Source organism: Neisseria sp. SLRRB23 (assembly GCF_050896295.1).
Taxonomy (GTDB): Bacteria; Pseudomonadota; Gammaproteobacteria; order Burkholderiales; family Neisseriaceae; genus Neisseria.
The window spans coordinates 16,786-32,093 of sequence record NZ_JBPBFH010000003.1 but is presented as its reverse complement, the minus strand read 5'-3'; the positions used below and the strand labels follow the sequence as shown (position 1 = coordinate 32,093).

Annotated in this window: 11 protein-coding genes, 6 tRNA genes and 2 pseudogenes; 5 read left to right on the top strand and 14 right to left on the bottom strand. The window is 51.4% G+C overall.

The window, feature by feature from the left end:
* Nucleotides 1-94: 94 nt before the first annotated feature.
* Nucleotides 95-657 (top strand): annotated as a pseudogene (locus ACRPFF_RS01245) (ABC transporter six-transmembrane domain-containing protein); the annotation flags it as partial.
* Between the two features lie 50 nt (nt 658-707).
* Here the strand turns inward: ACRPFF_RS01245 and sohB are convergent.
* From sohB to ACRPFF_RS01190, 11 genes and pseudogenes are all read right to left on the bottom strand, one after another.
* Nucleotides 708-1,760 carry a protease SohB gene (gene sohB, locus ACRPFF_RS01240; RefSeq protein ID WP_411712340.1) on the bottom strand — a complete coding sequence of 351 codons (1,053 nt, stop codon included), beginning with the start codon at nt 1,758-1,760 and terminating at the stop codon, nt 708-710.
* 103 nt (nt 1,761-1,863) lie between these two features.
* A tRNA-Leu gene (locus tag ACRPFF_RS01235) sits at nt 1,864-1,953 on the bottom strand.
* A 102-nt stretch (nt 1,954-2,055) separates the two neighbouring features.
* A tRNA-Cys gene (locus ACRPFF_RS01230) sits at nt 2,056-2,129 on the bottom strand.
* A 24-nt stretch (nt 2,130-2,153) separates the two neighbouring features.
* Nucleotides 2,154-2,229: transfer RNA gene (locus tag ACRPFF_RS01225), tRNA-Gly, on the bottom strand.
* A gap of 21 nt (nt 2,230-2,250) precedes the next feature.
* Nucleotides 2,251-2,326: transfer RNA gene (locus ACRPFF_RS01220), tRNA-Gly, on the bottom strand.
* 23 nt (nt 2,327-2,349) lie between these two features.
* Nucleotides 2,350-2,425 (bottom strand) — tRNA-Gly (locus tag ACRPFF_RS01215).
* Nucleotides 2,426-2,450: 25 nt separating this feature from the next.
* Nucleotides 2,451-2,526, bottom strand: a tRNA-Gly gene (locus ACRPFF_RS01210).
* Between the two features lie 80 nt (nt 2,527-2,606).
* Complete coding sequence (pgsA, locus tag ACRPFF_RS01205) at nt 2,607-3,170, bottom strand: CDP-diacylglycerol--glycerol-3-phosphate 3-phosphatidyltransferase (RefSeq protein ID WP_025456682.1); 564 nt, start codon at nt 3,168-3,170, stop codon at nt 2,607-2,609.
* 105 nt (nt 3,171-3,275) lie between these two features.
* Nucleotides 3,276-3,698 (bottom strand): hypothetical protein, encoded by a 423-nt coding sequence (locus ACRPFF_RS01200; RefSeq protein WP_250314927.1) that lies wholly within the window; start codon nt 3,696-3,698, stop codon nt 3,276-3,278.
* A gap of 39 nt (nt 3,699-3,737) precedes the next feature.
* Nucleotides 3,738-3,848, bottom strand: a pseudogene (locus ACRPFF_RS01195) (IS5/IS1182 family transposase); the annotation flags it as partial.
* A gap of 132 nt (nt 3,849-3,980) precedes the next feature.
* On the bottom strand, nt 3,981-4,316 hold the full coding sequence (locus ACRPFF_RS01190) for a carboxymuconolactone decarboxylase family protein (RefSeq protein ID WP_003678017.1): 336 nt from the start codon (nt 4,314-4,316) through the stop codon (nt 3,981-3,983).
* A 128-nt stretch (nt 4,317-4,444) separates the two neighbouring features.
* Between ACRPFF_RS01190 and ACRPFF_RS01185 the strand changes: the two genes are divergently transcribed.
* A complete protein-coding gene (locus tag ACRPFF_RS01185; RefSeq protein WP_432673580.1) occupies nt 4,445-5,350 on the top strand; it encodes an AraC family transcriptional regulator in 906 nt (301 codons plus the stop codon).
* A gap of 65 nt (nt 5,351-5,415) precedes the next feature.
* On the opposite strand, the gene ACRPFF_RS01180 is transcribed toward ACRPFF_RS01185, so the two are convergent.
* Nucleotides 5,416-5,889, bottom strand: coding sequence for a prokaryotic membrane lipolipid attachment site family protein (locus ACRPFF_RS01180; protein ID WP_432673603.1), 474 nt, complete (start codon nt 5,887-5,889; stop codon nt 5,416-5,418).
* Nucleotides 5,890-6,051: 162 nt separating this feature from the next.
* Here ACRPFF_RS01180 and ACRPFF_RS01175 point away from each other — a divergent pair, with 162 nt between their 5' ends.
* Nucleotides 6,052-6,954, top strand: coding sequence for a DMT family transporter (locus ACRPFF_RS01175; RefSeq protein WP_432673579.1), 903 nt, complete (start codon nt 6,052-6,054; stop codon nt 6,952-6,954).
* Nucleotides 6,955-6,994: 40 nt separating this feature from the next.
* Here the strand turns inward: ACRPFF_RS01175 and ACRPFF_RS01170 are convergent, their stop codons facing one another.
* Entirely contained in the window at nt 6,995-8,125 is a 1,131-nt protein-coding gene (locus ACRPFF_RS01170) for a polyamine ABC transporter substrate-binding protein (protein WP_432673578.1), read from the bottom strand.
* Nucleotides 8,126-8,328: 203 nt separating this feature from the next.
* On the opposite strand from ACRPFF_RS01170, the gene alaS reads away from it, so the two are divergent.
* Nucleotides 8,329-10,953: an alanine--tRNA ligase gene (gene alaS / locus ACRPFF_RS01165; protein WP_432673577.1), complete on the top strand. Its 2,625-nt coding sequence runs from the start codon at nt 8,329-8,331 to the stop codon at nt 10,951-10,953.
* A 1,208-nt stretch (nt 10,954-12,161) separates the two neighbouring features.
* Here alaS and ACRPFF_RS01160 read toward each other — a convergent pair.
* Nucleotides 12,162-12,845, bottom strand: a complete 684-nt coding sequence (locus ACRPFF_RS01160) for a 2,3-diphosphoglycerate-dependent phosphoglycerate mutase (protein ID WP_432673576.1) — start codon at nt 12,843-12,845, stop codon at nt 12,162-12,164.
* 149 nt (nt 12,846-12,994) lie between these two features.
* On the opposite strand from ACRPFF_RS01160, the gene parC reads away from it, so the two are divergent.
* Entirely contained in the window at nt 12,995-15,298 is a 2,304-nt protein-coding gene (gene parC, locus ACRPFF_RS01155) for a DNA topoisomerase IV subunit A (protein WP_432673575.1), read from the top strand.
* The last annotated feature ends 10 nt before the right edge of the window (nt 15,299-15,308 follow it).

The following is a 15,308-nucleotide window of genomic DNA, read 5'->3' as shown; positions in this document are numbered from 1 at the left end:
TTAAATTTAAACCAGTACGGCGTTGCCTCGCCTTGCCGTACTATTTGTACTGTCTGCGGCTTCGTCGCCTTGTCCTGATTTTTGTTAATCCACTATAACTGCGCGGGTTGCCCTGTCGCGTGAGTTTGTCAGCTTTTTTGAAGAACACCTGCCGATTGCCGCGACATCCGTCGTATCCATATTCAGCGCGTGCATCATGCTGCTGGTGCTGGAATTTTGGGTCGGCGTGTCGGCAGTGTGCATACTTGCGTTGTTTTTATGGCTTTTGCCGCGTTTTGCCGCCATCAGCGAAAACCTGTATTTCCGCCTGAACAACAGCTTGGAACGCGACAACCACTTTATCCGAAAAGGCGACGAGCGGCAGCTGTACCGCCATTATGGACGGTTGCGCGTCTGCGTGTGCTGATTTCCAACCGCGAAGCCTTCGGCTATCTCTGCGTCGGCGCGGCGATGAGTATTTTATTCGGCTTTGCTTTTGTGATGATGACACTCAAAGGCTACGGCAGCGCGGGGCATGTCTATTCGGTTAGCACTTATCTGTGGATGTTTGCCATGAGTTTGGACGACATGCCGCGATTGGTCGAACAATATTCCAATTTGAAAGACATCGGACAACGGATAGAGTGGTCGGAACGGAACATCAAAGCCGGAACTTGAAAAATGCCGTCTGAACACGCTTCAGACGGCATTTCCATCCGTTCGGCAAACTACATCACATCCGCCCGCCGGTTGACAAGTTTGGCAAACAACTTTTCAACAGAAGCTTCCGCCTGCAAACCAATGCGCTGGATCAGACTTTGCTTCTCCTGATATTTCACTTCGATAACCTGTTTGTTTTCAAACGCTTTCAACAACAAATCATCACTAGTTGAAATCTCGTCAATCAAGTTCAACGCCAACGCCTGCCGACCGAACCAATGTTCACCCGTCGCTATTTTTTCAATATCCAACCCGGGGCGGTTTTCACTGACAAACTGCTTGAACAACTGATGCGTTTCCTCCAATTCCTGCCGGAATTTCTGTTTGCCCTTTTCCGTATTTTCACCCATAAAGGTAACCGTGCGCTTAAATTCGCCCGCCGTCATCACATCCACATCAATATCATGTTTTTTCAACAGGCGGTGGATATTCGGCACTTCCGCCACCACGCCCACCGAACCGATAATAGCAAAAGGAGCAGAAACAATTTTATCCGCCACACACGCCATCATATAGCCGCCGCTTGCCGCCACCTTATCGACAGCAACAGTCAACGGAATATTGCGTTCGCGCAAACGCCTAAGCTGCGAAGCCGCCAAACCGTAACCGTGAACCACGCCGCCCGGACTTTCCAATCTGAGCAGAACTTCATCTTCAGGCTTGGCAATCGAAAGCACCGCCGTAATCTCATGACGCAAGGATTCTACGGCGTGTGCATACAAATCGCCGTCAAAATCCAACACAAAAAGGCGGGATTTTTGCGTTTCGGCAGATTTCTCCCCACCCTCCTTCAAACGCTTTTTCTCTGCTTTGGCTTCCGCCTTTTCCTTTTTCTTTTCTTCTTTTTCCTGATGTTTTACCTCTTCCCCGCTTAAAAAGAATGCTTCAAACGATTGCCGCTGTTTTTTATAATTTTCCGAAAAATCCGTCAGTACGACACTGCCGCTTTCCGATTGTTTCTTACTCTGTACGATAGCCAACACAATCAGCGCAATTGTGCCGAACACGGTAAGCAGTTCGAGCAGGAAAATACCGTAATTCAGTAAAATTTCTTTCCACATTAATTGGATTTCCTCTTGTTCAGGCATGAACATGTCAATATTGTCCATCCCCGTCCGACAGATAAAAAAATAACCGCTTGGAGCGGTATTGTTATTTTCAGCTTGGTGCCCGGAGCCGGAATCGAACCGGCACGGGATGTTTAGTCCCGACGGATTTTAAGTCCGTTGTGTCTACCTATTTCACCACCCGGGCATTTGTGAAAGGTGGAGGCGGGGGCGCGGATTTTAACCGGCCTGTATGAAGATTGCACTCCTCATAGCATAAACACTCTGCCACCCCGCCATGGTACGATAATGGAGGCGAGAGTCGGAATCGAACCGGCGTAGACGGATTTGCAATCCGCTGCATAACCACTTTGCTATCTCGCCTAAAACTGGCTTAATCTAAAAACCTGGAGCGGGAAACGAGTCTCGAACTCGCGACCTCAACCTNGGCAAGGTTGCGCTCTACCAACTGAGCTATTCCCGCGCGTTCAAACATATCGGTTTTTGGAGCGGGAAACGAGTCTCGAACTCGCGACCTCAACCTTGGCAAGGTTGCGCTCTACCAACTGAGCTATTCCCGCGTTGATATGTTTGAAATAAAACTTGGAGCGGGAAACGAGTCTCGAACTCGCGACCTCAACCTTGGCAAGGTTGCGCTCTACCAACTGAGCTATTCCCGCAATGATTGTGGGAGAATGAAATTTTTGGAGCGGGAAACGAGTCTCGAACTCGCGACCTCAACCTTGGCAAGGTTGCGCTCTACCAACTGAGCTATTCCCGCCCTATATCATTCTCCGACATCGAAGAAGACGCAATTATTATGGATTCTGTTTTTACCGTCAAGCTATTTTTATGTTTTTTTCAGGCGATTTCTTTCCACGCCATTTTCAGGTAATACAACATCGACCAAACCGTCAGCAAAGATGCGATAAACATCAATATGTTGCCGATGAATGCGAGGTTAAATCCATAAAAATCGGGAAAATTCAGCAGCAGCAGGAAGATTGCCAGCATTTGCGCGGCGGTTTTGAACTTGCCGACGGTGGCGACGGCAACGCTGCTTCTCTTGCCCATTTGCGCCATCCATTCGCGCAATGCGGAAATAGTGATTTCCCTACCGATAATGATCATGGCAAACAAAACATAGGTCCGATCGAGTTTGACCAGTAAAAGCAGCGATACGGCAACCATCAGCTTGTCGGCGACAGGGTCGAGGAATGCGCCGAAATCCGAGGTCTGTTTCCACAACCTTGCCAAAAATCCGTCAAACCAGTCGGTCAAGGCGGCAACGGCAAAAATGACGGCGGCGGCAACATTGACTGCTTCTTCCGAAAACCATGAGAAAGGCAGGTAAAAAAGGGCTGTCAGGACAGGAATGAGCAAGACCCTCAACCATGTGAGGAAGATGGGGAGATTCCAAGGCATCGGTTTTCTCTGTGCAGACTGTAAAGTTGTGATTATAGCGGTTATCCTCATAACCCAAAACGTAAAATTGCCGCATGGGCATTCCCCCGCCCCGCCAATCTGTTTTCACATTCTTTTCAAACGCAGGAAAATGGCGGGCAATAAAAGCAAAATACCTAGTTTCAGGCTGAAAATGGCAGGTTGTGCCAACACTTCGATAAGGCGGTCTTCCGGATGTGCGAACTCCTTATTGGTATGGATACTGCCACTGTTGCGGTATTCCAACAGAACGCCGTTTAAAAAACCTTTGCCGACGGTGTCGCTTAAAACAATCTTAACCTGCCGCGCCCTGATGACTCTGCCGATATTGTCGCCTGTGCACAAATCGTCGAACCCGTAGCAGGAAAGTCGGTAATGTTGCCCGTCTGCATTCAGTTTGATTGCCCGTCCGCTGCGGTTGGGTGCGGTAACGGTCAATTCTGCATATTCGAATGTTTTTTCTTGTTCGTGAAATGCCGTCAGGTAAGGTGCAATAAAAACGGCGGACAACAGCAGACAGCTTATGGCGGCAAACCATACCCAGCGATAATATAGTGGATTAAATTTAAACCAGTACGGCGTTGCCTCGCCTTGCCGTACTATTTGTACTGTCTGCGGCTTCGTCGCCTTGTCCTGATTTAAATTTAATCCACTATATTTCACGCTTACCCCTTGTTTCTCAAATGCCGTCTGAAAAAACGGCTGCATATGTTGTCTGCAAAATATCGGGAAGCATAACAGACAAAATGCCGTCTGAAATGTTTTCAGACGGCATTTCTTATCCAAAACGGATTATTTTTGCGTTTCAACCGCTTCCAATGCACGCAGGGCATAAGTGTAAGCGGCACCCGCATTCAGGGCAATGGCAGTTGCCAATGCACCTGCGATTTCGCTGTCGGTCGCACCGGCTTTGGCGGCGGCGGCAGCGTGAACACTGATGCAGCTCTCACAACGTGTGGTAATGGCAACGGCGATGGCAATCAGTTCGCGCGTTTTAGCATCAAGTGCCTCTGCAGCTGCCGCTTGTTCCAATGCGCCGTAGGCCTGCAGCATTTTAGGATGCTCTTTACCCAGCTCGCCAAATGATTTTTTAACCAATGCTGTATGTTCTTTCCAATCTTTAAACATTTTCTTTTCCTTTATCTTACGTTTAACCCTGATACGCGGTTGCGTATCCGTTTTTGATGTGTGTATTATTGCAATTATTCAGTTGTGTTTCTCGTTTAATCATCTCATTTTATGGTTCAAAAAGATTTATGGACATTCTCGACAAACTGGTTGACCTGGCCCAATTGACGGGTAGTGTGGATGTACAGTGCCTTTTGGGCGGACAATGGTCGGTACGGCATGAAACCTTGCAGAGCGAAGGATTGGTACACATTGTTACATCAGGCAGCGGCTATCTCTGCATCGACGGTGAAACTTCCCCGCGTCCGGTCAGTACGGGGGATATTATATTTTTCCCGCGGGGATTGGGGCATGTCTTAAGCCACGACGGAAAATACGGAGAAAGTTTACAACCGGATATACGACAAAACGGCGCGTTCACGGTCAAACAGTGCGGCAACGGACAGGATATGAGCCTGTTTTGTGCCCGTTTCCGCTATGATACCCATGCAGATTTGATGAACGGGCTGCCTGAAACCGTTTTTCTGAATATTACCCACCCGGGTTTACAATATGTCGTTTCAATGCTGCAACTGGAAAGTGAAAAACCTTTGGCGGGGACGGTTTCCGTGGTCAACGCATTATCGTCCGTTTTACTGGTACTTATCCTGCGCGCCTATCTTGAACAAGAAAAAGATGCCCAACTGTCAGGCGTATTGAAAGGTTGGCAGGACAAACGTTTGGGACATTTAATCCAAAAGGTGATAGACAAACCGGAAGACGAATGGAATGTTGACAAAATGGTGGCGGTCGCCAATATGTCGCGCGCGCAGCTGATGCGCCGTTTCAAAAGCCAGGTCGGACTCAGCCCGCACGCCTTTGTAAACCATATCCGCCTGCAAAAAGGCGCGTTGCTGCTGAAGAAAACCCCGGATTCGGTTTTGTCGGTCGCACTGTCGGTAGGCTTTCAGTCGGAAACGCACTTCGGCAAAGCATTCAAACGGCAATATCACGTTTCGCCGGGTCAATACCGGAAAGAAGGCGGGCAACAATAAAATATCTGAACCTTAAAACGCAAATGCCGTCTGAAAATACTTTCAGATGGCATTTGCGTACCGTATCATTTTAACGGCTGCATCTTCATCACTTCCAAGAGGAAATTGGTAAATGCGGGATTATTGGGTTTGGCATCCATATTTTTCCAACGCTGCTGCCAGCCGCGCAAGGCATTCTGGATATACAGCTTGGACTGTTCCGTATTGATTTCGCCGCGCTGGCTGTCTACCGCCGAACGCAGGTAGATTTCATACATACTGTCATCGACGGCATTGCGTCCGACCAGGCGTTTTCTGAAATTGTTCAGATATTGCGCGGCCTGAACCTTGGTCATTTTACCGATACTCACCTGATAGCTCAGGCGCGTCGCCTCATCACGGATTTTGGAAACATCAGTCCAATGCGAAGGCGCGAGGTGGAAACCTTTTGCGGGTGCTTCCGTTTTGACGGTATTGACAGGATTCACGGGGATTTCCGTCAATGTGGGTACATAAACAGACTGACAGCCGGAAAGGACTGCCGCAATGGAAAGAGGGATAAGCTATTTTTTCATGCCCGCCATTATAATCAAGTTTGCCTTGAAAAAACAAATTGTTCGGCAAGAAAAATAAAATTTCGGCATCAGAAGCAGGCAAAAACACATTCCACAAGCCTTGCCGCAAGGTTTACAATCCGACCGTCCTTATCGCAACGACCGTTTATGGATATCGAAAAAAAAGACGTTTTGGGTTCCGGCTGGATGCTGGTTGCGGCGGCCTGCTTTACCATAATGAACCTGTTAATTAAAGATGCGGCGGCCCGGTTTGCCTTCAGCAGCGGCGAGCTGGTATTTTGGCGTATGCTGTTTTCCGCCGCCGCACTCGGCGGTACCGCGATATTGCGGCGCGACACCTTCCGCACACCTCATTGGAAAAACCACCTGAACCGAAGCATTATCGGATCGGGGGCGATGCTGCTGCTGTTCTACGCGGTAACGCATCTGCCTTTGGCAACCGGCATAACCCTAAGCTACACCTCGTCGATTTTTTTGGCGGTATTTTCCTTCCTGATTTTGAAAGAGCGAATTTCCGTTTACACGCAGGCAGTGCTGTTCTTTGGCTTTACGGGTGTCATATTGCTGCTTAATCCATCGTTCCGCAGCGGTCAGGAACTGGCGGCACTCGCTGGTCTTGCTGGCGGCGCGATGTCCGGCTGGGCGTATTTGAAAGTGCGCGAACTGTCTTTGGCGGGCGAACCCGGCTGGCGCGTCGTGTTTTACCTTTCCGCGACAGGTGTGGCGATGTCATCGGTTTGGGCGACGCTGACCGGCTGGCATATGCTGTCTTGGCAGTCGGCGGTTTATCTGTCGGGCATCGGCGTGTCCGCGCTGATTGCCCAACTGTCGATGACGCGCGCCTACAAAGTCGGCGACAAATTCACGGTTGCCTCGCTTTCCTATATGACCGTCGTCTTTTCCGCCCTGTCTGCCGCATTTTTTCTGGGCGAAAAGCTTTTCTGGCAGGAAATACTCGGTATGTGCATCATTATCCTCAGCGGCATTTTGAGCAGCATCCGCCCCATTGCCTTCAAACAGCGGCTGCAAGCCCTCTTCCGCCAAAGATAAAAAATGCCGTCCGAACATCCTTCAGACGGCATATCGGGCTTTATTTCCCTGCCTTCACATCCTGCCACTGGCGTACCATAAACTTCAACGCCGCCGGCTGGATGGGAATCATAATAAAGCTGTTTTCCAAATCCCCGTCGCTCGGGAAAATCGTGTTGTCATCCCTAAACTCCTTATCCATCAGCTCACGCGCCGGCTTGCTCGAAGGCGCATAAGTAACGAAATTGCCGTTCTTCGCCGACACTTCCGGGTCGAGGAAGTCGTTGATATATTTGTGCGCGTTGGCGACGTTTTTCGCATCTTTCGGAATCACGAAAGAATCCACCCAAATCCCTACGCCTTCTTTCGGCATCATCACGCGGATTTTTTCCTTGCCGCCTGCTTCTTCGGCACGGCGTTTGGCAATGTTCAAATCGCCGCCGAAGCCAATCGTTACGCAAGTATCGCCGCGCGCTAAATCATCAATAAAGCCGGACGAGGTAAAACGCTTGATGTACGGACGGTTTTTCTTAAGCAAGGCAGTTGCCGCCTTAATATCCGCCGTTTCGCTGCTGTTTGGGTTTTTACCCATGTAGTTCAACACCATAGGATAAATTTCTGCCGCGCTGTCTAAATAACTGATACCGCATTGTTTGAGTTTGGACGTGTATTCGGGGTTAAACACCAAATCCCATTGATTGTCCGGCAGCTGATCCGTGCCCAAAGCCTTTTTCACGCGTTCGGTATTGATGGCGAAGGTATTTGTCCCCCAATAAAACGGCACGGCGTATTCGTGGCCGGGATCGACCCCGTCCATCAGCCTCATCATTTCGGGATTGAGGTGTTTATAATTGGGAATCAGCGACTTATCGATTTTCTGATACGCACCTGCCTTAATCTGCCTGCCCACAAACGCATTGGACGGCGCGACAATGTCGTAACCGGATTTTCCGGTCAGCACCTTGCTTTCCAGCGTTTCATCACTGTCGTACACATCATAAGTAACCTTGATGCCGTTTTTCTTTTCAAAATCGGCAACGGTTTCCGGATCGACGTATTCCGACCAGTTATAAATTTTCAATACGTTTTGGTTTTCCGCCGGTGCCGGTTTTTCGGCAGGCGGTTTGTCCGAACCGCCGCACGCTGCAAGCAGCAAAGCAGTCAGGACGGCGAGTGGCAGATGTTTGACCATTATCATTCCTTGCATATCTGGTTGGAGAAAGCGGCCATTATAGCCGATATTGGCAACAGGGCTTCAGACGGCATTCAAAATCCCGCAATGCCGTCTGAAAGCCGCCGTTTCCATAGCTAGAAACAGGGATTTGCGGTAATATACCGCCGTTCGTTTTCCCTGCTTTTACCATGACAAGACATTTGAGAGATATTGAAAAAATTATGAAAACCTCCGAACTGCGCCAAAAATTCCTAAAATTTTTCGAAACCAAAGGCCACACTGTCGTCCATTCATCCTCGCTCGTGCCGCACAACGACCCGACCCTGCTGTTTACCAACGCGGGCATGAACCAATTTAAAGACGTATTCTTAGGTTTCGACAAACGCCCGTACAGCCGTGCCACCACCGCGCAAAAATGCGTACGTGCAGGCGGCAAACACAACGACTTGGAAAACGTCGGCTACACCGCCCGCCACCACACCTTCTTCGAAATGATGGGCAACTTCTCCTTCGGCGACTACTTCAAACGCGATGCCATCCACTTCGCTTGGGAATTTCTCACCTCCCCAGAATGGCTGAACCTGCCCAAAGACAAACTCTTGGCGACCGTATATGCCGAGGACGACGAAGCCTATAACATTTGGCTGAACGAAATCGGTATGCCTGCCGAGCGCATCGTCCGCATCGGCGACAACAAAGGCGCGAAATACGCGTCCGACAACTTCTGGCAGATGGGCGACACCGGTCCCTGCGGCCCGTGCTCCGAAATTTTCTACGACCACGGCGAAGAAATTTGGGGCGGCATTCCCGGCAGCCCTGAAGAAGACGGCGACCGCTGGATTGAAATTTGGAACTGCGTGTTCATGCAGTTCAACCGCGACGAGCAAGGCAATATGAACCCGCTGCCCAAACCGTCCGTCGATACCGGCATGGGCTTGGAGCGCATGGCCGCCGTCATGCAGCATGTTCACAGCAACTACGAAATCGACTTGTTCCAAGACCTGCTCAAAGCCGTTGCCCGCGAAACCGGCGCGCCGTTCAGTATGGAAGAACCCAGCCTGAAAGTCATCGCCGACCACATCCGCTCCTGCTCCTTCCTGATTGCAGACGGCGTATTGCCATCCAACGAAGGCCGCGGCTACGTATTGCGCCGCATTATCCGCCGCGCCGTGCGCCACGGTTACAAACTGGGTCAAAGCAAACCGTTCTTCCACAAACTCGTTACCGATTTGGTCAAAGAGATGGGCGATGCCTACCCCGAGTTGAAAGAAAAACAGGCGCAAATTGAAGAAGCATTGAAAAACGAAGAAAGCCGTTTTGCCCAAACTCTAGAAACCGGTATGGCTTTGTTGGAAAACGCGCTGGCCAAAGGCGGCAAAACACTCTGCGGCGAAATTATCTTCAAACTCTACGATACTTACGGTTTCCCATACGACTTGACCGCCGACATCTGCCGTGAACGCAATATTGAACTGGATGAAGCAGGCTTCGAGCGCGAAATGGAAGCCCAACGTGCACGCGCACGCGCCGCACAAAGCTTCAAAGCCAACGCCCAACTGCCTTACGACGGTCAAGACACCGAGTTTAAAGGTTATAGCGAACGCCAAACCGAAGCCACCGTGTTGGCACTCTACAAAGACGGCGAGCAAGTCAACGAATTGAACGAAGGCGACAGCGGCGCAGTCGTTATCGACTTTACCCCGTTCTATGCAGAATCCGGCGGCCAAGTCGGCGACGTCGGCTATATTTTCGCAGGCGAAAACCGCTTTGAAGTACGCGATACCCAAAAAATCAAAGCGGCTGTATTCGGCCAATTCGGCATACAAACCTCAGGCCGTCTGAAAGTCGGCGACAGCGTTACCGCCAAAGTGGATGACGAAATCCGCAATGCCAATATGCGCAACCACAGCGCGACCCACCTGATGCACAAAGCCCTGCGCGATGTATTGGGCGAACACGTCGAACAAAAAGGCTCTTTGGTTACCGCCGAATCCACCCGTTTCGACATTTCCCATCCTCAAGCGGTAACTGCCGAAGAAATCGCCGAAGTAGAACGCCGAGTCAACGAAGCCATCTTGGCCAACGTTGCCGTCAACGCAGCCATTATGAGCATGGAAGATGCCCAAAAAACCGGCGCCATGATGCTCTTCGGCGAAAAATACGGCGACGAAGTGCGCGTACTGCAAATGGGCGGTTTCTCCACCGAATTGTGCGGCGGTACACACGTTTCACGCACCGGCGACATCGGCCTCTTCAAAATCATTAGCGAAGGCGGTATTGCCGCAGGCGTGCGCCGTATCGAAGCCATCACCGGCCTGAACGCACTCAAATGGGCGCAAGAGCAAGAGCGTTTGCTTAAAGAGATCATTGCCGAAACCAAAGCCCAAACCGAAAAAGACGTACTGGCGAAAATCCAAGCAGGCGCGGCACACGCCAAAGCATTGGAAAAAGAATTGGCACACGCCAAAGCCGAACTTGCCGTCCATGCAGGCGCAAAACTCTTGGACGATGCAAAAGACTTGGGCGCAGCCAAACTCGTTGCCGCACAAATCGAAGCCGACGCAGCCGCCCTGCGCGAAATCGTAACCGACCTGACCGGCAAATCAGAACAAGCCATCGTATTGCTCGCCGCAGTAAACGACGGCAAAGTTTCCCTGTGCGCAGGCGTATCCAAAGCCCTGACCGGCAAAGTCAAGGCAGGCGATCTGGTTAAATTTGCAGCCGAACAAGTCGGCGGCAAAGGCGGCGGCCGTCCCGACTTGGCGCAGGCCGGCGGCACAGATGCCGGCAAATTGCCAGAAATGCTGGTAAGCGTGGAAGAATGGGTAAAAGCCAAACTCGCGTAATCCCTCTGCCGAAGCAAAATGCCGTCTGAACGCCCAAGCCTTCAGACGGCATTTTTCCGCAAACAAAAATCTAATTTTGCGTAGGGTGGGCTTCAGCCCACCGTTTTTTTTATTTTTGATTGTTGATTGGTGGGCTGAAGCCCACCCTACGGTTACTAAAATCCCGTCATTCCCGCGCAGGCGGGAATCCAGACCGTTCGGTTTCGGTTTTTTTGGCTAGTGCCGCAACATTAAATTTCTAGATTCCCGCTTTCGTGGGAATGACGGCGGAGCGGTTGCTGTTTTCCCGATAAATGACCCTAACCTAAAATCCGTCATTCCCATGCAGGCGGGAATCCAGAACGCGGGACGGCGGCAATATTCAAAGGTTGTCTGAAAATTCAGAGATTCTAGATTCCCACTTTCGTGGGAATGACGGCGGAGCGGTTTCTGTTTTCCCGATAAATGACCCCAACTTAAAATCCCGTCATTCCCATGCAGGCGGGAATCCAGACCTGTCGGGGCGGAAACTTATCGGATAAAACGATTTCCCCTGCATCCTGGATTCCCACTTTCGTGGGAATGACGGGATATAGGTTTCCCTACGGACGTGTTCAGATTCCCGCCTGCGCGGGAAGTTGCTGTTGTTTCGGATAAATTCCTGCGGTTTCGGGTGTCCGGATTCCCGCCTTCGCGGGAATGACGGCGGAGAAGTTTCTGTCTTTCCGATAACTTACCGTAACTTAAAATCCCGTCATCCCCACGAAAGCAAAAATCCTGCCTGTCGGATTTCGGTTTTTTCGGGCGTTTCGGGAAACTTATAAATCGTCATTCCCGCGCAGGCGGGAATCCAGAACGCGGGACAGCGGCAATATTCAAAGGTTGTCTGAAAATTCAAAGGTTCCAGAAAACCGCGTTGGTGCGAATTACCGCCGTGGAGGGTATGACTTTCGGATAACTTACCGTAACTTAAAATCCCGTCATTCCCGCGCAGGCGGGAATCTAGGACGTTCGGTTTCGGTTATGTCGGAATTTCGGGAAACTGATGAATCGCCAATCCCGCTTTCGCGGGAATGACGGCGGAGCGGTTACTGTTTTTCCGATAACTTACCGTAACTTAAAATCTCGTCATTCCCACGCAGGCGGGAATCTAGGGCGTTCGGTTTCGGTACCGTCAAAAATGCCGTCTGAAACGCTGTGCTTCAGACGGCATTTTTTATTTCAAACCCTTACAGGTAGAATTTTTCGATGACTTTCAGGTTGTCGTCTAATTTGTACACCAGCGGCTGACCGGTCGGGATTTCCAAGCTCATGATGTCTTCGTCGGAAATGCCCTCGATGTGTTTTGCCAGTGCGCGCAGGGAGTTGCCGTGCGCCGCTACCAAGACGCGTTTGCCGCTCAAAATCGCGGGGGCGATTTGGTCTTCCCAAAACGGTAATACGCGCTCCAGCGTTACTTTCAGGTTTTCGCCGTCGGGTACGACATCGGCAGGCAGATGGGCATAGCGGCGGTCTTTGTGTGCGGAAAACTCATCGTCTTTGTCCAAAAGCGGCGGCAGGTTGTCGTAGCTGCGCCGCCAGATGCGGACTTGCTCGTCGCCGTATTTTTCGGCGGTTTGTTTTTTGTCCAAACCTTGCAGTTGGCCGTAGTGGCGTTCGTTCAGCCGCCATGTTTTGATTTGCGGTACGAACAGTTGGTCGGATTCTTCCAAAACGATGTTGCAGGTCTTAATCGCGCGGGTCAGGACGGATGTGAAGGCGATGTCGAACTCATAGCCGTTTTCTTTCAGTTTTTTACCGGCGGCGGCAGCCTCGGCAAGCCCCTGCTCGCTCAGCTTCACGTCGCGCCAGCCTGTAAACAGGTTTTTCGCGTTCCATTCGCTTTGTCCGTGGCGGATAAATACCAGTTCCATATCGTCTCCAATGTGTGAAAGTGGGAAAACGGTATTTATAACATATTTTCACATTTCCCGTATTTTGATTCAGATTTAGACACGGTGCCCACTATGGTTTGCCGTTTTGATTTACAATAATGTCCTTTGCTTTACATTCCGCATACACAATGAATACGCAACCGCACGCTTCCCATACCGATTCCAATACGCTGATCCTCGGTCAATACGCTGAACGCGCCTATCTCGAATACGCCATGAGCGTGGTCAAAGGCCGCGCGCTGCCTGAAGTTTCAGACGGCCAGAAGCCTGTGCAACGGCGTATTTTGTTTGCGATGCGCGATATGGGTCTGACGGCGGGCGCGAAGCCGGTGAAATCGGCGCGCGTGGTCGGCGAGATTTTGGGTAAATACCACCCTCACGGCGACAGTTCTGCCTATGAGGCGATGGTTCGCATGGCGCAGGATTTTACCTTGCGCTATCCCTTAATCGACGGCATCGGCAACTTCGGTTCACGCGACGGCGACGGGGCGGCGGCGATGCGTTACACCGAAGCGCGGCTGACGCCGATTGCGGAATTGCTGTTGTCCGAAATCAATCAGGGGACGGTGGATTTTGTGCCGAACTACGACGGCGCGTTTGACGAGCCTGTACACCTGCCAGCACGTCTGCCTATGGTCTTGCTCAACGGCGCGTCAGGCATCGCGGTGGGCATGGCGACCGAAATTCCGTCGCACAATTTGAACGAAGTCACGCAGGCGGCGATTGCGTTGTTGAAAAAACCGACGCTGGAGACCGCCGACCTGATGCAGTACATCCCCGCGCCCGATTTTGCCGGCGGCGGTCAAATCATCACGCCGACGGACGAATTGCGCCGCATTTACGAAACCGGCAAAGGCAGCGTGCGCGTGCGTGCGCGTTACGAAATCGAGAAGCTGGCGCGCGGACAGTGGCGCGTCATCGTAACCGAGCTGCCGCCGAACACCAATTCCGCCAAAATCCTTGCCGAAATCGAAGAACAAACCAACCCGAAACCGAAAGCGGGTAAAAAGCAGCTCAACCAAGACCAGCTTAATACCAAAAAGCTGATGCTGGATTTAATTGACCGCGTGCGCGACGAGTCAGACGGCGAACATCCCGTGCGTCTGGTGTTCGAGCCAAAATCCAGCCGCATCGATACCGATACCTTCATCAACACGCTGATGGCGCAAACTTCGCTGGAAGGCAATGTGTCCATGAACTTGGTGATGATGGGTTTGGACAACCGCTCCGCGCAGAAAAACCTGAAAACGATTTTGCAGGAATGGCTGGATTTCCGCGTCGTTACCGTAACACGTCGTCTGAAATTCCGTTTGAACCAAGTGGAAAAACGGCTGCACATCCTCGAAGGCCGTCTGAAAGTCTTTTTGCACATTGACGAAGTGATTAAAGTCATCCGCGAATCGGACGACCCGAAAGCCGATTTGATGGCGGCGTTCGGGCTGACCGAAATCCAAGCCGAAGACATTTTGGAAATCCGCCTGCGCCAGTTGGCACGTTTGGAAGGTTTCAAACTCGAAAAAGAATTGAACGAATTGCGCGAAGAACAAGGCCGTCTGAACATCCTTTTGGGCGACGAAAACGAAAAACGCAAGCTGATTATCAAAGAGATGCAGGCGGACATGAAGCAGTTTGGCGATGCGCGCCGCACGCTGGTGGAAGAAGCCGGACGCGCCGTGCTGACACAAACCACCGCCGACGAACCCATCACGCTGATTCTGTCGGAAAAAGGCTGGATACGCAGCCGTGCCGGACACAACCTCGATTTGAGCCAAACCGCGTTCAAAGAAGGCGACCGCCTCAAACAAACCCTTGAAGGCAGAACGGTTTTACCCGTCGTCATTCTCGATTCATTGGGCAGAACCTACACGCTCGATGCCGCCGAAATCCCCGGCGGACGCGGCGACGGCGTGCCGGTTTCATCCTTAATCGAGCTGCAAAACGGCGCGAAACCCGTTGCGATGTTGACAGGATTGCCGGAACAACATTATTTATTATCAAGCAGCGGCGGCTACGGCTTCATCGCCAAGCTGGGCGACATGGTCGGGCGCGTGAAAGCGGGTAAAGTGGTCATGACCGTGGACAGTGGCGAAACCGTTTTGCCGCCGGTTGCGGTTTATGCCTCCTCGCTCATCAACCCCGACTGCAAAATCATTGCCGCCACCAATCAAAACCGCGCCCTCGCCTTCCCCATCGGCGAATTGAAAATTATGGCGAAAGGCAAAGGACTGCAAATCATCGGATTAAACGCCGGCGAATCGATGACGCATACCGCCGTTTCTTCCGAGCCGGAAATCCTGATTGAAAGCGAAGGCAGGCGCGGCGCGGCGCACAAAGACCGCCTCCCCGTCGCCCTGATTGAGGCAAAACGCGGCAAAAAAGGCAGACTGTTGCCCATATCGGGCAGCCTGAAACAGCTTTCTTCCCCGAAATAAACCCGATTCT

Coding starts and splice junctions, on each gene's coding strand:
- pgsA (WP_025456682.1), bottom strand. CDS start 3,170: ATGCCTTGGAATCTCCCCATCTTCCTCACATGGTTGAGGGTCTTGCTC.
- parC (WP_432673575.1), top strand. CDS start 12,995: ATGAATACGCAACCGCACGCTTCCCATACCGATTCCAATACGCTGATC.
- alaS (WP_432673577.1), top strand. CDS start 8,329: ATGAAAACCTCCGAACTGCGCCAAAAATTCCTAAAATTTTTCGAAACC.
- ACRPFF_RS01170 (WP_432673578.1), bottom strand. CDS start 8,125: ATGGTCAAACATCTGCCACTCGCCGTCCTGACTGCTTTGCTGCTTGCA.
- sohB (WP_411712340.1), bottom strand. CDS start 1,760: ATGTGGAAAGAAATTTTACTGAATTACGGTATTTTCCTGCTCGAACTG.
- ACRPFF_RS01160 (WP_432673576.1), bottom strand. CDS start 12,845: ATGGAACTGGTATTTATCCGCCACGGACAAAGCGAATGGAACGCGAAA.
- ACRPFF_RS01175 (WP_432673579.1), top strand. CDS start 6,052: ATGGATATCGAAAAAAAAGACGTTTTGGGTTCCGGCTGGATGCTGGTT.
- ACRPFF_RS01190 (WP_003678017.1), bottom strand. CDS start 4,316: ATGTTTAAAGATTGGAAAGAACATACAGCATTGGTTAAAAAATCATTT.
- ACRPFF_RS01185 (WP_432673580.1), top strand. CDS start 4,445: ATGGACATTCTCGACAAACTGGTTGACCTGGCCCAATTGACGGGTAGT.